The organism is Pseudomonas sp. GW821-FHT09E12 (genome assembly GCF_059416085.1).
Genome location: NZ_JBWKOM010000003.1, coordinates 395,691 through 411,702, shown reverse-complemented (window position 1 = coordinate 411,702; position 16,012 = coordinate 395,691). Strand labels below are relative to the sequence as shown.

Sequence of the window (16,012 nt, the reverse complement as noted above, 5' to 3'; positions counted from 1 at the left end):
AGGCATGACCGAACCTCCATTTCCAATCCAGCGCAGCCAGGAAAGGCTCGGGATCTCCTGACAAGGTTCACTTATGCATCGCAGGCATCTTCTGAAAGCATCCATGGCGCTGGCCGCCTACACCGGCCTGTCGGCCACGGGTCTGCTGGCCACCCGGGCCTGGGCGGGCGCCGCCGACGGCGAAGCGCAAGCCTTCGATTTCGAGATTCTCAAGGCCCGGGCCAAGCAGTTGGCCGGCAAGCCCTACGTGGACACCAAGCAGGTGCTGCCACCGACCCTGGCGACCATGACCCCGCAGAACTTCAACGCGATCCGGTACGACGGCAACCACTCGCTGTGGAAGGAGCTGAACGGCCAGCTGGACGTGCAGTTCTTCCACGTCGGCATGGGCTTCAAGCAGCCGGTGCGCATGCACAGCGTCGACGCCAAGACCCGGCAGGCGCGGGAAGTGCATTTCCGCCCGTCGCTGTTCAACTACCAGAACACCAGCGTCGACACCCCGCAGCTCAAGGGCGACCTGGGTTTTGCCGGCTTCAAGCTGTTCAAGGCCCCGGAGCTGGACAGGCACGATGTGGTGTCCTTCCTCGGCGCCAGTTATTTCCGCGCGGTGGACAAGACCGGCCAGTACGGCCTCTCGGCCCGCGGCCTGGCGATCGACACCTACGCCAAGAAGCGCGAAGAATTCCCCGACTTCACCCAGTTCTGGTTCGAGACCCCGGACAAGGACAGCACCCGTTTCGTGGTCTATGCCCTGCTCGATTCGCCCAGCGCCACCGGCGCCTACCGCTTCGACATCGACTGCCAGGCCGAGCGCGTGGTGATGGACGTCGATGCGCACGTCAACGCCCGCACCGCCATCGAACAACTGGGCATCGCGCCGATGACCAGCATGTTCAGCTGCGGCACCCATGAGCGGCGCATGTGCGACACCATCCATCCGCAGATCCACGACTCGGACCGCCTGGCCATGTGGCGCGGCAACGGCGAGTGGATCTGCCGTCCGCTGAACAACCCGGCGACCCTGCAGTTCAACGCCTTCGCCGACAAGGACCCGAAGGGTTTCGGCCTGGTGCAGACCGACCACGAGTTCGCCAACTACCAGGACACCGTGGACTGGTACAGCCGGCGCCCGAGCCTGTGGGTCGAGCCGACCACCGCCTGGGGCGAAGGCTCGGTCGACCTGCTGGAGATCCCCACCACCGGCGAGACCCTGGACAATATCGTGGCCTTCTGGACCCCGAAAACACCGCTGGCCGCCGGGGATTCGCTGAACTACGGCTACAAGCTGTACTGGAGCGCCCTGCCACCGGTGGGCACGCCGCTGGCGCGGGTCAACGCCACCCGTTCGGGCATGGGCGGCTTCGTCGAGGGCTGGGCGCCGGGCGAGCATTATCCGCCGGTCTGGGCCCGGCGCTTCGCCGTGGACTTCAACGGCGGCGGGCTGGAGCGGCTGCCGGAGGGCACCGGCATCGAGCCCGTGGTCACTGCGTCGAACGGTCAGGTCAAGGATTTCCACGTGCTGAAGCTGGACGAGATCCAGGGTTATCGCGTGCTCTTCGACTGGTACCCGACCAACGACAGCGTCGATCCGGTGGAGCTGCGGCTGTTCATCCGCAGCAACGATCGCACCCTGAGCGAAACCTGGCTGTACCAGTACTTCCCGCCGGCACCGGACAAGCGCAAGTACAGCTGATGCAGCACTATCTGTAGCCGCTGCCGCAGGCTGCGATGGGCCGCGCAGCGGACCCAGGCTCTTCAGTCGATCCGCGTCGCCCGATTTGCGACCGGTTCCCGGTCGATCGCAGCCTGCGGCAGCGGCTACAGGTTGCCCGCCAGCACAAAAAACCGGCCCTCACAGGCCGGTTTTTTATGCCTCCGCGCAGCTCACTCGCGCAGATCCGACTCGTGAATCGGCTGGTCGCGATGGGTCGCGCGCTGGTACTGCGCCGGCCAGATCGCCTTGTGCCCGCTCAGGTCGTCGTCGGCGTGCAGCGGCCAGTACGGGTCGCGCAGCAGCTCCCGGGCGAGGAAGATGATGTCGGCCTGGCAGGTGCGCAGAATATGCTCGGCCTGGGCCGGCTCGGTGATCATGCCCACGGTGCCGGTGGCGATCCCCGACTCCTTGCGCACCCGTTCGGCGAAGCGGGTCTGGTAGCCCGGGCCGGTGGGGATTTCGGCATTGACCGCGGTGCCGCCCGACGAGACATCGATCAGGTCCACACCCAATGCTTTCAGGCGGCATGCCAGCTCGACGGTTTCGTCCGGATTCCAGCCGTCCTCCACCCAGTCGGTGGCCGACACCCGGACGAACAGCGGCAACTCTTCCGGCCAGACCGCCCGCACCGCCTCACACACCTGCAGGACCAGGCGAATGCGGTTATCGAAGGAGCCACCGTACTGGTCGCGACGCTGATTGCTCAGGGGCGAGAGGAATTGATGCAGCAGGTAGCCATGGGCGGCATGCACTTCGACCACCTTGAAACCGGCGACCAGGGCGCGTTTGGCCGAATCGACGAAGGCCTGGACGATCGCGGCGATCTGCCCTTCGTCGAGCTGGGTCGGCGGCGTGTGTTGCGGGTCGAAGGCAATCGGCGAAGGGCCAACCGGGACCCAGCCGCCCTCCTCGGGCTTGACGCTGCCGTGCTTGCCCAGCCAGGGCCGATGGGTGCTGGCCTTGCGTCCGGCGTGGGCCAGCTGGATGCCGGCAACCGCGCCCTGGGCGGTGATGAACCGGGTGATGCGTTGCAAGGGTGCAATCTGTTCGTCGTTCCACAGGCCGAGGTCCTGGGCGGTGATGCGCCCGTCGGCGGTGACCGCCGTGGCCTCGGTGAAAATCAGTCCGGCGCCGCCCACGGCACGACTGCCGAGGTGCACCAGGTGCCAGTCATTGGCCAGTCCATCTACGCTGGAGTACTGGCACATGGGCGATACCGCGATGCGGTTGAGTAAGGTCAATTGACGAAGGGTATAGGGCTCAAGCAGCAGACTCATGGGGCACCTCTCGATCAGTGGTCAGGCTCCAGGGTTCTGTTTGAAAAGTCGACGAGTGACTGGAAAGGAACAGCGCCCGCCCCCGCGGGAGAAAAAGGACAAAACGTCACAAGGCCAATCAAGCAGTGTTTAGAGCCTAGTCGACAACAGCGCGACCAGCAGGGTTCCGATGCACTTTGTCAGTGCCCGGCCTGGTACACCGCAGCGTCCTCTTCGCCGGCAAGCCTGGCTCCTACAGAAGCAGCGCCCACCGTTCGTAGGAGCGAGGCTTGCCCGCGAAAGCGTCCGCGCGGGTCAGCGCGGTTCGATATGGGCGATCATCAGTTGCACCGTTTCCTGGCCGCGGAACTCGTTGAGGTCCAGCTTGTAGGCCAGCTCCACCCAGCGGATGGTCGGGTTCGGCCAGATATCGCGGTCGATGCCGAAGGCGATGCCGTCGAGTTTCACCGAACCGCATTCGCTGCGCAGCACCACCTTGAGGTGGCGCTCGCCGACGACGCGCTGCTCCACCAGTTGGAACACGCCATGGAACAGCGGCTCGGGAAAGTGCTGGCCCCAGGGCCCGGCATGGCGCAGGGCACGGGCCAGTTCGAGGTGGAACTCTTCCACCGCCAGGGTGCCGTCCGACAGCAGGCGCCCGGTCAGGTCTTCCTCGCGCAGCTGGCGGCGCACCTCGGCATCGAAGGCCTCGGCGAAGGCCGGGAAATTCTGCTCCGGCAGCGACAGGCCGGCGGCCATGGCGTGACCGCCGAACTTGCTGATCAGGTCCGGATGTTTGGCCGCCACCGCGTCCAGGGCGTCGCGGATATGAAAGCCCGGCACCGAACGCGCCGACCCCTTGAGCATGCCTTCGCCGGCGTCGGCAAAGGCGATGGTCGGCCGGTGGTAACGCTCCTTCAGCCGCGAAGCGAGAATCCCGATCACTCCCTGGTGCCAGTCGGGCTCGAACAGACACAGGCCGAACGGCATTGATTCCACCGGCAAGTCCTTGAGCTGGGCCAGGGCTTCGCGCTGCATGCCCTGCTCGATGGATTTGCGGTCCTGGTTCAACTCGTCCAGCTGGCTGGCCATTTCCCGCGCCAGGGCCATGTCATGGCTGAGCAGGCATTCGATGCCCAGGCTCATATCGTCCAGGCGGCCGGCGGCATTCAACCGTGGGCCAAGGATGAAGCCCAGGTCGGTGGAGGTGATGCGCGACGCCTCGCGCTTGGCCACTTCGAGGATCGCCTTGATCCCCGGCCGCGCGCGCCCGGCGCGAATCCGCTCCAGCCCCTGGTGCACCAGGATGCGGTTGTTGGCGTCCAGCGGCACCACGTCGGCCACGCTGCCCAGCGCCACCAGATCCAACAGCTCGCCGATATTCGGTTGCGGCTTGGCTTCGTACCAGCCAAGGCTGCGCAGGCGGGTGCGCAGCGCCATCAGCACATAGAAGATCACCCCGACCCCGGCCAGCGCCTTGCTCGGGAACTCGCAGCCGGGCTGGTTCGGGTTGACGATAGCGTCGGCCGCCGGCAACTCGTGGCCCGGCAAGTGGTGGTCGGTGACCAGCACTTTCAGCCCGGCCGCCTTGGCCGCCGCCACGCCCTCGACACTGGAGATGCCGTTGTCCACGGTGATCAGCAACTGCGGCTTGCGCTCCAGGGCCACCGCGACGATTTCCGGGGTCAGGCCGTAGCCATATTCGAAACGGTTCGGCACCAGGTAATCGACATGGGCCGCGCCCAGCAGGCGCAGGCCGAGCAGCCCCACGGTACTGGCGGTAGCGCCGTCGGCGTCGAAGTCGCCGACGATCAGGATGCGTTCGCGCTGCTCCAGCGCCGTCACCAGCAAGTCGACTGCCGCCTCGATGCCCTTGAGCTGCTGGAACGGGATCAGCCGCGCCAGGCTCTTGTCCAGCTCGGCCTCGGACTGCACGCCACGGGCGGCGTACAGGCGGGTCAGCAACGGCGGCAGATCACCGAGAAACGGCAGGGTGGCGGGCAACTCACGAGGTTCGATACGCATGGGGTGACAGAAGCTTCTCTTCGATACGGGGGATACGGCGAAACAACGCGGCGTGGCGAACTCAGCGTTCGCCCAACAACCATTCCAGCTGGACTTCGTGCTGGCCGCGATCGTCGGTGACGAAGATCGTGCCTTCGCTGATCATCACGTCCCACTTGATAACGCGCGGCATGTCCTTGGCCAGGACTTCCAGGACGTCCTGGGGCACGCCGGCGATATTGAGGTTCTTCAGGTTCTTCACCGCGTCCACTACGCGGGTCTGCCACACACGCAGGCTGCCGTAGGCCAGCAAGCTGGTGCGCTCGGTACGACGCGAACACCAGGTCAGGCGCTCGGCGTCCGGCTGGCCGACTTCGATCCAGTGCAGCACGCGGTCGTCCAGGCTTTTTTCCCACAGGGCCGGCTCATCCACTTCCGACAGGCCACGACCGAACGACAGGTGTTCGTTGTACCAAAGGGCGTAGGCCAGCAGACGCACGGTCATGCGCTCTTCGGTTTCCGACGGATGGCGGGCGATGGTTTGCTTGACGCTTTCGTACACCCCGCGATCGAGGTCAGTCAGGTTCAATTCAAACTTGTAGGTGGTAGACGGCTGGGCCATGGACGGGACTTCTTGATACGAGGAAAGGCGGCAAGTCTAACCGATGCACGCGCCAATCCACGAATCGCGCACCATCATCCTTTGGCGAGGGAGCGCCGGGCTATGTTAAAAGGCTCTACCGTCCAATCTTTGTCCTACAAGGATCTTCCATGCCGCTTACCGCCAAACCCCTTGCCGGCCTGAAAGTCGTCGAACTCGGCACCCTGATCGCCGGCCCGTTCGCCTCGCGCATCTGCGCCGAATTCGGCGCCGAGGTGATCAAGGTCGAATCGCCGGACGGCGGCGACCCGCTGCGCAAGTGGCGCAAGCTGTATGAAGGCACGTCCTTGTGGTGGTTCGTCCAGGGGCGCAACAAAAAGTCCCTGACCCTGAACCTCAAGCACCCGGACGGCCTGGAGGTGCTGAAGAAGCTGTTGGCCGAGGCCGACATCCTGATCGAGAACTTTCGCCCCGGGGTCCTGGAAAAGCTCGGCCTGGGCTGGGACACCCTGCATGCGCTCAATCCCAAGCTGGTGATGGTGCGCTTGTCCGGCTTCGGCCAGACCGGGCCGATGAAGGACCAGCCCGGTTTCGGCGCGGTCGGCGAGTCCATGGGCGGGCTGCGCTACATCACCGGTTTCGAGGACCGCCCGCCGGTGCGCACCGGCATTTCCATCGGCGACTCGATTGCCGCCCTGTGGGGCGTGATCGGCGCGCTGATGGCCCTGCGGCACCGTGAGGTCAACGGCGGCCAGGGCCAGGTGGTGGACGTGGCGTTGTACGAAGCGATCTTCGCCATGATGGAAAGCATGGTCCCGGAGTTCGATGTCTTCGGCTTCATCCGCGAACGCACCGGCAACATCATGCCCGGCATCACGCCCTCCTCCATTCATACCAGCGCCGATGGCAAGCATGTGCAGATCGGCGCCAACGGCGATGCGATCTTCAAGCGCTTCATGCTGCTGATCGGCCGCGACGACCTGGCCAACGCCCCGGCCCTGGCCAGCAACGACGGCCGCGACAGCCGGCGCGACGAGCTGTACGGGGTCATCGATCGCTGGGTCAACTCGCTGCCGCTGGAGCGCGTGCTCGAATTGCTGAACCAGGCACAAGTCCCTGCCAGCCGCATCTTCAGCGCCGAGGACATGTTCAGCGATCCGCAGTTTCTCGCCCGGGAAATGTTCCTCCAGGCCAAGCTGCCGGACGGCAAGGCATTCAAGATGCCCGGCATCGTGCCGAAACTCTCGGACACCCCGGGCTCGTCCGAATGGGTCGGCCCCGCGCTCGGCGAACACAATGCCCAGGTACTGGGCGCCCTGGGCTACGACGAGCAGCAGATCAAAAGCCTGCGTGACAACGGCGCGATCTAGTTTGAAAAGCAATGCCTTTTACCGACAAGGATCAGCAGCCTGATGACCCCATGCCGTAGCAGGCGAATGATTCGTGGCATACGCCTGTTGTCGATGCTGCTGGCGCTCGGCGCCTGGTCACCGGCCAGCCAGGCCCGGGACACGCTGATCTGGGTGTTGCGCGACCTGCCGCCGATGACGATTTTCGAAGGTCCGCAAAAAGGCCTGGGCGTGATCGATCAGGCCCTGCCCGCGCTGATGGCCAGCCTGCCGGAGTACGACCATCAGTTCGTGCACGTCAACCGCGCCCGGGCCATGCAGATGCTCCGGGAACTGCCCTTCGTCTGCGATCCGGCGCTGCTGTTCACCCCGCAGCGGGCGCAATGGCTGGCGTTTTCCATCACCACTTTTCGCATGTTCAGCAACGGCCTGGCGGTACGGCGCCAGGACCGTCCCGACCTGCTGCCGTTTATCCATGACGGCCAGATCGACCTGGGCGCACTGCTGGTCAGCCCCCTGCACAATGTGGGCGTGGTGGCCGAGCGCAGTTATGGCGAACCGATCGACAGCCTGCTCCAACAGGCTCCGCTCGGCGCGCTGATGGCCCACTACGGCAACAGCGCCATCGGCAACCTGCTGCAGATGCAACGCCACGGGCGCCTGAAAGCCTTGATCGGTTACCAGACAGAAATCCGTTTCCAGGCGCAACAGCAAGGGATCGATCCCGATGAGCTGGAGTTCTACCCGATCCAGGGCATGCCCAGATACCAGTCAGTGAACGTCGGCTGCTCGAACACAGCGCAGGGCCGGCAGGCGGTGGAGCACATCAACCGGGCGCTGCTCGAACTGCGCCCGCACACCTTGCTGGAGCTTTATGCCCAGTGGCTGGAACCGTCGCAGCGCGAGCAATACCGCAGCGATGCCCTGGCGTTTTTCCGCGACACGCCGCAGCGATAAAAAATCCGGGCAAAAAGAAACCCCGAGCAGTGGGGAGACGACTCGGGGTTAAACGTGGCCTGAAACCAGACCCGCGCAACAGGCGACAAGCACCGGAGCACAATGCTCGATCCTGTTGCCAAGGGTCTGACTGATGGCTTGCTGCGAAGGTTCCCGAAAATTCCAGTCAGCGTGCGCTGTCGAACGCCTTCTCCCGGGCCACATTGCGCAAGGCCGCGATGACACAGGGTTCCAGACGGCCTTCGGCGATCAATACGTCGCGATGCAGACCGTCGACGACATCGGTCAACTGGCGCTTGTCGGTCAACTGGGCCTGGCTGAACTCGCGCTCGACCACGATGGCCCCCAAGGCATTCTTCAGGGTCACCAGGCATTCCCCCTGCGCGCGCGGGGTCAGAGTTACCTGATACGGGCTCAAAGCTTCACCCAACAATAGGCTGATACTTTCCATCTCGATCACCACTCAATAGCTGGAATTAAGGCTCGAATACACCAATGCCGGTAGCTTTCTGGCATTCAAGTGACCATCGCCCAGAGAAGAAAGTTCGCAACCGCTGGCGGTTGCCGACCTGAGTCGATCCAGCATGCCCGCAAAACATGACAGATAAAAAACAGCCCGGATCAGACTAGAATCGGCACTCAAACCAGAAACGAACGCGACGGAGCCGGCTGATCGATCAGCGCCTCGACCTTCTTGTAGCGCAATACCGCCTGTTGGCAGGAATAGCGCCGAGGGTCGATCCGAACCGGCATCGCGACCTGCTCCCGAGGCGGATTTTCAGGCCTGGCGCAGGTCTTTCTGGCAGGTGGGGGTGTGGCCATGGGGGCCCTCTCCTCGAGCGGTTGGCAAAGCCCGGCGGCGCAGCGATGGCGGTGCCCGGTTGCAGGGCCTGTCCGAAATGCTGCCTTCTCACCGGAGCGAGTCTTGAATCAAACGTCCAATAAAAAACTGCGGATCGTCCTGGCCGACGATCACCCGATTTTCCTCATCGGTCTGCGGGCCGTCCTGGAGCGCGACGACCACCTGGAGATCGTCGGCGAAGCCAGCTCCCCGACCGCCCTCGGCGAACTGCTGCAAAGCTGTCCCTGCGACGTACTGGTCACCGACTTCATGATGCCGGGCGAACAGCAGAACGATGGCCTGCGCCTGATCGAGCAATTGCGCCGGCATCATCCCCAGCTGCCGATCGTGGTGGTGACCATGCTCAACAATGCCGGGCTGTTCCGTTCGATTCTCGACCTGGGCGTCTCGGGGCTGCTGAGCAAGGCCAGCCTGGCCGACGAGCTGCCGGCGGCGATCAGCCATGTGCGCCGCGACAAGGTGTTTGTCGCCCAGGCCATCCAGCAACTTCTCAGCCTGGCGGGCGAGGTCGGGCCGGATCGCTTGTTGTCCGGGGAACAGCTGTCGCCCCGCGAGCTCGAGGTCATCCGCCTGCTGGCGGCCGGGCTGACGGTCGGGGAAATCGCCGCCAAGCTCAGCCGCAGCAAAAAGACCGTCAGCACCCAGAAGGTCAGCGCCATGCGCAAGCTCGGCCTGTCCAGCGCCGCGGCGCTGTACATCTACGTGCAGGAACACGGGCTCGCCTGAGCCCCGGCTCAGCCGGCCTGTTCGTCGAGGTCGTCATGCAAGCGCCGGGCGATCCACTGGCGCACGGCGACGGCGCTCATGGGCTCGGCGATGAAACAGCCTTGCAGGCGCGCCTGCCCCAGCTTCTTGGCCGCCTGATAGTCGGCGGCGCTCTCGATACCCGCCAGCACCACGCCCAGCGACATGCGCCGGGCCATGCTCATGGCGCCGGCCACCACGGCCGCCTTGCGCTCATCGCCAGCCAGCCCGCAGACGAAGGCCGGCGGGATCTTCAGCTCGGTGAACGGCAATTCCAACAGGCGCTGCAGGCTGGTACCGCCGGTGCCGAAGTCGCCAATCGACAGCTTGCAGCCGATCATGCGCAGGCGCAGCAGGGCCTCCACATGGGCGATATCGGTTTCCAGTTCGGTGGTCTCGACGATTTCCAGGGTCAGCAGGCGTGCCGGCACTTCAAAACGCCGTAGCAGGGTTTCCAGCTGGCGCGCGAAGTTCGGCAGTTCCAGCATGCCCACCGGGATATTCACCGAGATCGCCAGCGAACGGCCCATGACCAGGCGCACCCCGGCCGACAATTGCAGGGCCTGCTCCAGCATGAGCCAGGTGAAGGCTTCCTCCAGGCCGGCGAATTCGATCACTGGCAGGAACTCGGCAGGCAGCATCAAGCCGTGTTCCGGGTGCTGCCAGCGCGCCAGCGCCTCGACGCCCAGGACCTCGCCGTCCTGGCTGACCACCGGCTGGAAGTGCGCGACCCCATGGCGCAGTACCGCCGCCTGCCCTTCCTCGGCGGTCGGCACCTCCGGCTGGAACACATCCAGGGCCAGGGTTTCGCGCACCTGGGCCAGCGACAAGTCTTGCGGCCCAGGCTCGAAGCATTGCTGGTACAGGCCCAGCAGTTCATTGAGCAGGGTGACCGAGGCCGGCTTGGGCAGGCAGCCCAGCACATTCAGGCCCTGCTGCCGGGCCATGGCCGCGGCGCCTTCGCGGACATCCGCTTGCGCGTCGCTGAGAATGATCAGCGCCCTCGCCCGTTGCTGCTCTGCCAGGTAACGAATCAGCTCCAGGCCATCGGCCTGCTCCAGGTACAGATCGCAGATGGCGATATCCACCGGCCCCTTGCTGTCCAGGGATTGCCGGGCGGCGGCAACGCTTTCGGCATTCAACACGTTGAACACGCCATTGGCGTTGAGCATCTGGTGCAGGGCCATCAACTGGAACGAATTGTCTTCAAGAACGAGCACTTTCAACCTGTGCATGGAACGACCTCCGATACGGCGAGAGCGGCGAGAATCCGCAGCGGGCCGGTACGTTAATCGCAGCGGGCAGGCCGCCCCATAAGACAAGTCTTAATCGCTACCCAGATGCGGCTCGATATCGCTGCGCAAGCAGCCGATGGCCTCCTTCAGGCGCAGCCAGTGCTCCGCCAGCACCGCCGTCGAGCGGGCCCGGGCAACGGCCTCCAGGTCGATGCAGACCTGGGCCAGCGGCAGCGCATCGATCAGGCAGCACACCCCTTTGAGGCGGTGCGTGGACGCGCCGATACGCGCCCAGTCCTGCTCCAGCACCGCCGATTCCAGGGCCGCCTGCTCCTGCCCCAGGTTGCTCCACAGCTCGCGCAGCATGCGTTGCAGGATCGGCTCGTCGGCCTGGGTCATGGTGCGCAGGGTCTGGATGTCGAAGGACGGCGGCGGCAAGAAGCGCGCAAGCATCTGCGCCAGCCGGTCCAGGGTCACCGGCTTGACCAGCAGTTCATCCATGCCGGCCTGCTCGCAGCGCTGCTGCTCATCCTCGAAGGCATTGGCCGTGCAACCGATCAGCGGGCAGGCGTCACGCCCTTCCCGGGCCTCGATCTGCCGTATCGCTTCGCTCAGCTGATAACCGCTCATGCCCGGCATGTGGCAGTCGGTCATCACCAGGTCGAACGCCTCGCCCTGCCAGCGCGCCAGCGCCGCCTCGGCGCTGTCGAGCGCCACCACCTTGTGCCCGAGGAACATCAGTTGCTGGCTGAGCACCATGCGATTGGCGCGTACGTCGTCGACCACCAGCACCGACATGCGACGGCTCTGCGGGCGCTCGCGGGTCACCTGGGGCGACTGGCTGAAATCCTCGACCACCTGTTCCGGGTAAAGCTCAAGGGTCACGGTGGTTCCCGCGCCAGGTTGGCTTTGCAGCAGAATGCGCCCGCCCATCAGCTCCACCAGTTGCTTGCAGATACTCAGGCCTAGGCCGGTGCCGCCCTGCTCCGGCGTCGTCTGCAGATGGGCCTGGATGAACGGATCGAACAGGCTCGCCTGCTTCTCGGGGCTGATGCCCGACCCAGTGTCGGCCACGCTGATGCACAAACGGTCGGCGCCATGTTCATCGGCCTGGCGCTCCACGGACACCCGCACCTCACCGGCCTGGGTGAACTTCAGGGCATTGCTCAGCAGGTTGTGCAGCACCTGGCGCAGGCGCAGCGGGTCGAGCCAGTAGAAGCCGTCCGCCGCCTTGTCGAAGGCCAGCGTCAGGTGCAGCCCCTTGTTGCGCGCGGTGACCTCGAACAATTGCTGTATGTCTTCGAAGAAGCCTCGCAGGGCCACGGTCTGCGGCGCCAGCTGCATGTGCCCGGCCTCGATCTTGGCCAGATCGAGGTTGTCGCCCATCAGGCCGACCAGCTCCTGTGCCGATTGGTAGGCCACGCGCAGCGCATCGGAAAACGGCATGCCGCGCAGGCGCGCCTGTTCCTTTTCCAGTTCCAGCAAACCGATGATCGCGTTCATCGGCGTGCGTATCTCGTGGCTCATGGTCGAGAGAAAGGCGCTCTTGGCGTAGTTCGCCTGATCCGCCGCGCGACGCGCTTGCAGCAGCTCTTCCTCCAGGCGCTTGCGCTCGGTGATATCGATCCAGCCCCCCAGCAACCCCTGCAATTCACCCTGGGCGCTGTAGAACGGCACCGTCCATTGATAGACATGCACCGGGCCCCTTCTGGACTCGATCTGACGGTCGACGAACACCGACTCCTGGGACTCCAGCTGCTCCAGGAACTCGCGGTGCAACTGCCGGGCCGTGGCCTCGGGCAAGACATCCAGCTCGGTCAGGCACAGCCCCTTGATCTGTTCCAGGCGCATGCCGGTCTGGGTTTCGTAGCTTTTGTTGCAGGTGATCAGGCGCCCGGCCAGGTCGCGGACGAAGATCGGGTTGGGGATACCGTCGAGCAAGGCGCGCTTGAACGCCACCTGGTCGTTGAGGCGTTGCTCGGCTTGCAGGCGCTGGCGGATCTGCCCCTTGAGCCGGGTGTTCCAGGCCAGGGACAGCAGGCCGAACAGGATGGCGGTGAAGGTGACCCAGTAGATCCACACCGGCACCCGCTGCCACATGGGTACCGGCACCGGCGTCACCCCCAGCCACTTCAGGCGGATGGCACTGAGTTCGGCCACCGGGAAGGCTTCCAGGGCCTTGTTCAGAATGCTCAGCAGCTCGGGCTGGTCCCGGCGCACCGACAACTCGTCGGCCGACCACTTGCCTTCGACGCTGCGGCCGATGCGCAGCCCGTTCGCCGGATACCCCTGCACCTCGACTTCATTCTGGATGGTCGCGTCGGCCTCGCCATTGGCCACCAGGGCCCGCGCCTCCTGGTAGGTAGCGACCGAACGCAGGCGGACCTTCGGGTAGTTCTGCCGGACGTAGCCCTCCAGCGCATGCTTGGCCGGCAGCGCCAGCACCCGGCCCGCCAACTGGCTGAAGGTGTTGAGCTGGATGTCCTCGGCGCGGACCACGAACACCCAGGCCGAACCGCCAAAGGGGTGGGTGAAGTCGAGGAAGCCGCAGCGCTCGTCATTGGCCGACAAGGTGGTGTTCATCTGGGCCCGGCCCTTGAGCAGCAGGTCCAGGGTATGGGTCGTGGAAAAGCTTTCCTCCTGGATGAACTGCAGGCCGGTCATTCTCGAAATGCGGTTGAGCAGGTCGATGTTCAGCCCGGTCCACTGGCCGTCCTTGTCCTTGAACACGTAGGGTGGGTACTGCTGGGAAGCCACCACCACATGCTGATGTTCAAGCAGCCAGGCACGCTCCGCCTTGCTCAACTTGATCCGCTCGTCGCCGGTGCTGGCGCCCAGCCCGGTGGTCCAGCGGGCCAGGATTTCCCGGTCCGTGGAATCGTCGATGCTCTCCAGCGCTCGCTCGATCAGGCGGCTCAACAACGGGTCGCTCTGGCGTGTGGCGAAGGCAAAGCCGATCGGCGGCAGCCGGCTGCCGGTGCGGACCTGCAACCCCAGGTAAGGACGCAGCGCCTTGTAGGCACGGACGATCACTTCATTGCCGATAAAGGCATCGACATCCCCCTGATTCAGCGCTTCCAGGCCGCTGTACAGATTGGGCGAGAGAATGATCTGGCTGTGGGGATAAGCCGCGTGGGCGACCTTCGCGTCCGCATAGCCTTCCAGCAGCACCACTTTCTTGCCGGCCAGGTCCTCGGGGATCTGGGCCTCGTCCCGGCGTACGACCACCACCGCCCGGTCGGGCATGTAGTCGCTGGAAAAGTGCAGCCCGGCAACCCCGCGCTCGTAACCGTTGGCGCTGGTGAGGATGTCGATCGTGCCATTGCGCAGCGCCTCGACCGCTTGCTCGCGCTCGGAGAACCCCAACACCTCCATGGGCATGCCCAGGCGTTCGCCGACCAGGCTCAGGTAGTCGGCGCTGATGCCCTGGTAACGATTGCGGTCGCGCGTGATGTCGATCGGCTGGTAGTCATCGATCGAAATGCCCACCTTCAAGGTGCCACGGCCCGCCAGCCATTGCCGTTCGACCGGGGCCAGGGTGAGCGGCTCCAGTTCGACGAAGGCCGGCACCAGCTTGAAGGGCAGGTTCTGCGCCGCCATCAGGCACGGGGCCAGGGCCAGCGTCGCCAAAACCATCAATGTGCACAAAACCGGGCGCAGCAACATAAGCATCCTGTGGGTGATCCTCGACGCGTCGCCGCCCTATTCTAGATGCTCTGTCCTTGAGCTCTGGCCTTAAGTTCTGTCCTTGGAAGACGCGCCGCGATAAACAACCTGTATAAAAAGACAAAGCCCGTCAGAGACGGGCCTTGTTGACGATCGATGTCAGTCGATCAGAGCGGTTTGCCGCGATTGCCGTGCTGGCTGACGAAGGCCTGGACGGCCTTCAGGTCGTTGGCCAGGACGGTGCAACGCTCTTCGCGCTCGAACAGATCGGACAGGTGCGCCGGCAATTCCAGGGCCTTGCCGATCCCGGCCTGTTCCACCGCTTCTGGGAATTTCACCGGGTGCGCGGTGCCCAGCACCACCATCGGGATGTCCAGGCTGCGACGGCACTCACGGGCGGCCTTGACGCCGATCGCGGTGTGCGGGTCGAGCACTTCGCCAGTCTGGGCGAAGACTTCGGCGATGGTCTCGCAGGTCTGGGCGTCGTCCACGGCCAGGGAGTCGAACAGCTTGCGCGCTTCGGTCCAGCGCTCCTGTTCAACGCTGAAACCGCCACCCTGCTTGAAGGAGTCCATCAGCCCGGCCAGCGCGGCACCGTTGCGACCGTGCAGGTCGAACAGCAGGCGCTCGAAGTTCGACGAGACCATGATGTCCATCGACGGCGACAGGGTCGCGTGCAGGGTTTCCTTGACGTACTGGTTGCCGCTCATGAAGCGGTGCAGGATGTCGTTGCGGTTGGTGGCGACGATCAACTGGTTGATCGGCAGGCCCATGTTGCGGGCCAGGTAACCGGCGAAGATATCGCCGAAGTTGCCGGTCGGCACCGAGAACGCCACCGAACGCGCCGGGCCGCCCAGCTGCAGGGCCGCGTGGAAGTAGTAGACGATCTGGGCCATGATCCGCGCCCAGTTGATCGAGTTCACCGCCACCAGGCGGGTGCCCTTGAGGAAGCCCTGGTCGGCGAAGCTGGCCTTGACCATTTCCTGGCAGTCGTCGAAGTTGCCTTCGATGGCGATGTTGTGGATATTCTCGCCGAAGATGGTGGTCATCTGCCGGCGCTGCACTTCGGACACACGGTTGTGCGGGTGCAGGATGAAGATATCGACGTTGTCGCAGCGCTTGCAGCCTTCGATGGCGGCCGAACCGGTATCGCCGGAAGTGGCGCCGATGATCACCACGCGTTCGCCGCGCTTCTCCAGCACATAGTCCAGCAGGCGACCCAGCAGTTGCAGGGCGAAGTCCTTGAACGCCAGGGTCGGGCCGTGGAACAGCTCCAGAACCCACTCGTTGCCGTTGAGCTGGCGCAGTGGGGCGATGGCGTTATGGGAAAACGCACCGTAGGTTTCCTCAAGGATTTTCTTGAAGTCGGCATCCGGGATGCTGCCGGTGACGAACGGGCGCATCACCCGGAACGCCAGCTCGTGATACGGCAGGCCGGCCCAGGAAGCGATTTCCTCCTGGGTGAAACGTGGCAGGTTTTCCGGTACGTACAGGCCGCCATCGCTCGCCAGGCCGGCCAGCAGGACGTCTTCGAAATTCAGGGCCGGTGCCTGGCCGCGGGTGCTGATATAACGCATGACTGGCTCCTCTAAAAAGAGTTCTCAAGCGGGAGCCGCCGGGGCTC

12 protein-coding genes are annotated in these 16,012 nt (G+C 64.7%); 4 read left to right on the top strand and 8 right to left on the bottom strand.

The annotated features are described in order from the left end of the window. The first annotated feature begins 73 nt into the window (after nt 1–73). Complete coding sequence (locus tag AC07PQ_RS10385) at nt 74–1,693, top strand: glucan biosynthesis protein D (RefSeq protein ID WP_492569360.1); 1,620 nt, start codon at nt 74–76, stop codon at nt 1,691–1,693. Between the two features lie 191 nt (nt 1,694–1,884). Here the strand turns inward: AC07PQ_RS10385 and AC07PQ_RS10380 are convergent, their stop codons facing one another. From AC07PQ_RS10380 to AC07PQ_RS10370, 3 genes are all read right to left on the bottom strand, one after another. Beyond that, a complete protein-coding gene (locus tag AC07PQ_RS10380; protein WP_009042333.1) occupies nt 1,885–2,991 on the bottom strand; it encodes an NADH:flavin oxidoreductase/NADH oxidase in 1,107 nt (368 codons plus the stop codon). Nucleotides 2,992–3,285: 294 nt separating this feature from the next. Continuing rightward, nucleotides 3,286–4,995, bottom strand: a complete 1,710-nt coding sequence (gene recJ / locus AC07PQ_RS10375) for a single-stranded-DNA-specific exonuclease RecJ (RefSeq protein WP_007923022.1) — start codon at nt 4,993–4,995, stop codon at nt 3,286–3,288. 61 nt (nt 4,996–5,056) lie between these two features. Then, entirely contained in the window at nt 5,057–5,596 is a 540-nt protein-coding gene (locus AC07PQ_RS10370; RefSeq protein WP_007923023.1) for a YaeQ family protein, read from the bottom strand. A gap of 149 nt (nt 5,597–5,745) precedes the next feature. On the opposite strand from AC07PQ_RS10370, the gene AC07PQ_RS10365 reads away from it, so the two are divergent. Together AC07PQ_RS10365 and AC07PQ_RS10360 are read left to right on the top strand one after the other, a co-directional pair. After that, the gene (locus AC07PQ_RS10365; RefSeq protein WP_493185454.1) at nt 5,746–6,945 is read left to right on the top strand and encodes a CaiB/BaiF CoA transferase family protein; all 1,200 of its coding nucleotides are present in this window, start codon (nt 5,746–5,748) and stop codon (nt 6,943–6,945) included. Nucleotides 6,946–7,011: 66 nt separating this feature from the next. Continuing rightward, nucleotides 7,012–7,881: a TIGR02285 family protein gene (locus AC07PQ_RS10360; RefSeq protein WP_493185453.1), complete on the top strand. Its 870-nt coding sequence runs from the start codon at nt 7,012–7,014 to the stop codon at nt 7,879–7,881. 166 nt (nt 7,882–8,047) lie between these two features. Here the strand turns inward: AC07PQ_RS10360 and AC07PQ_RS10355 are convergent, their stop codons facing one another. Together AC07PQ_RS10355 and AC07PQ_RS10350 are read right to left on the bottom strand one after the other, a co-directional pair. Beyond that, nucleotides 8,048–8,332, bottom strand: coding sequence for a DUF3509 domain-containing protein (locus tag AC07PQ_RS10355; RefSeq protein ID WP_007923026.1), 285 nt, complete (start codon nt 8,330–8,332; stop codon nt 8,048–8,050). Nucleotides 8,333–8,520: 188 nt separating this feature from the next. Beyond that, complete coding sequence (locus AC07PQ_RS10350) at nt 8,521–8,703, bottom strand: hypothetical protein (protein ID WP_124298080.1); 183 nt, start codon at nt 8,701–8,703, stop codon at nt 8,521–8,523. Between the two features lie 103 nt (nt 8,704–8,806). Here AC07PQ_RS10350 and AC07PQ_RS10345 point away from each other — a divergent pair, with 103 nt between their 5' ends. Beyond that, nucleotides 8,807–9,469 (top strand): response regulator, encoded by a 663-nt coding sequence (locus AC07PQ_RS10345; protein WP_493185452.1) that lies wholly within the window; start codon nt 8,807–8,809, stop codon nt 9,467–9,469. Nucleotides 9,470–9,477: 8 nt separating this feature from the next. Here AC07PQ_RS10345 and AC07PQ_RS10340 read toward each other — a convergent pair whose 3' ends face one another. The 3 genes from AC07PQ_RS10340 to thrC all read right to left on the bottom strand — a co-directional run bounded on the left by AC07PQ_RS10340 (nt 9,478) and on the right by thrC (nt 15,965). Continuing rightward, nucleotides 9,478–10,722, bottom strand: coding sequence for an EAL domain-containing response regulator (locus AC07PQ_RS10340; RefSeq protein ID WP_493185451.1), 1,245 nt, complete (start codon nt 10,720–10,722; stop codon nt 9,478–9,480). A gap of 90 nt (nt 10,723–10,812) precedes the next feature. Beyond that, nucleotides 10,813–14,388: an ATP-binding protein gene (locus tag AC07PQ_RS10335; protein WP_493185558.1), complete on the bottom strand. Its 3,576-nt coding sequence runs from the start codon at nt 14,386–14,388 to the stop codon at nt 10,813–10,815. 167 nt (nt 14,389–14,555) lie between these two features. Beyond that, entirely contained in the window at nt 14,556–15,965 is a 1,410-nt protein-coding gene (thrC, locus tag AC07PQ_RS10330) for a threonine synthase (RefSeq protein ID WP_053259750.1), read from the bottom strand. Nucleotides 15,966–16,012: the final 47 nt, after the last annotated feature.

What these genes read in the sequence shown, in the direction of transcription:
- AC07PQ_RS10365 (WP_493185454.1), top strand. Translation starts at nt 5,746, where the DNA reads ATGCCGCTTACCGCCAAACCCCTTGCCGGCCTGAAAGTCGTCGAACTC.
- AC07PQ_RS10360 (WP_493185453.1), top strand. Translation starts at nt 7,012, where the DNA reads ATGATTCGTGGCATACGCCTGTTGTCGATGCTGCTGGCGCTCGGCGCC.
- AC07PQ_RS10340 (WP_493185451.1), bottom strand. Translation starts at nt 10,722, where the DNA reads ATGCACAGGTTGAAAGTGCTCGTTCTTGAAGACAATTCGTTCCAGTTG.
- AC07PQ_RS10380 (WP_009042333.1), bottom strand. Translation starts at nt 2,991, where the DNA reads ATGAGTCTGCTGCTTGAGCCCTATACCCTTCGTCAATTGACCTTACTC.
- AC07PQ_RS10370 (WP_007923023.1), bottom strand. Translation starts at nt 5,596, where the DNA reads ATGGCCCAGCCGTCTACCACCTACAAGTTTGAATTGAACCTGACTGAC.
- AC07PQ_RS10385 (WP_492569360.1), top strand. Translation starts at nt 74, where the DNA reads ATGCATCGCAGGCATCTTCTGAAAGCATCCATGGCGCTGGCCGCCTAC.
- thrC (WP_053259750.1), bottom strand. Translation starts at nt 15,965, where the DNA reads ATGCGTTATATCAGCACCCGCGGCCAGGCACCGGCCCTGAATTTCGAA.
- AC07PQ_RS10355 (WP_007923026.1), bottom strand. Translation starts at nt 8,332, where the DNA reads ATGGAAAGTATCAGCCTATTGTTGGGTGAAGCTTTGAGCCCGTATCAG.
- recJ (WP_007923022.1), bottom strand. Translation starts at nt 4,995, where the DNA reads ATGCGTATCGAACCTCGTGAGTTGCCCGCCACCCTGCCGTTTCTCGGT.
- AC07PQ_RS10335 (WP_493185558.1), bottom strand. Translation starts at nt 14,388, where the DNA reads ATGTTGCTGCGCCCGGTTTTGTGCACATTGATGGTTTTGGCGACGCTG.
- AC07PQ_RS10350 (WP_124298080.1), bottom strand. Translation starts at nt 8,703, where the DNA reads ATGGCCACACCCCCACCTGCCAGAAAGACCTGCGCCAGGCCTGAAAAT.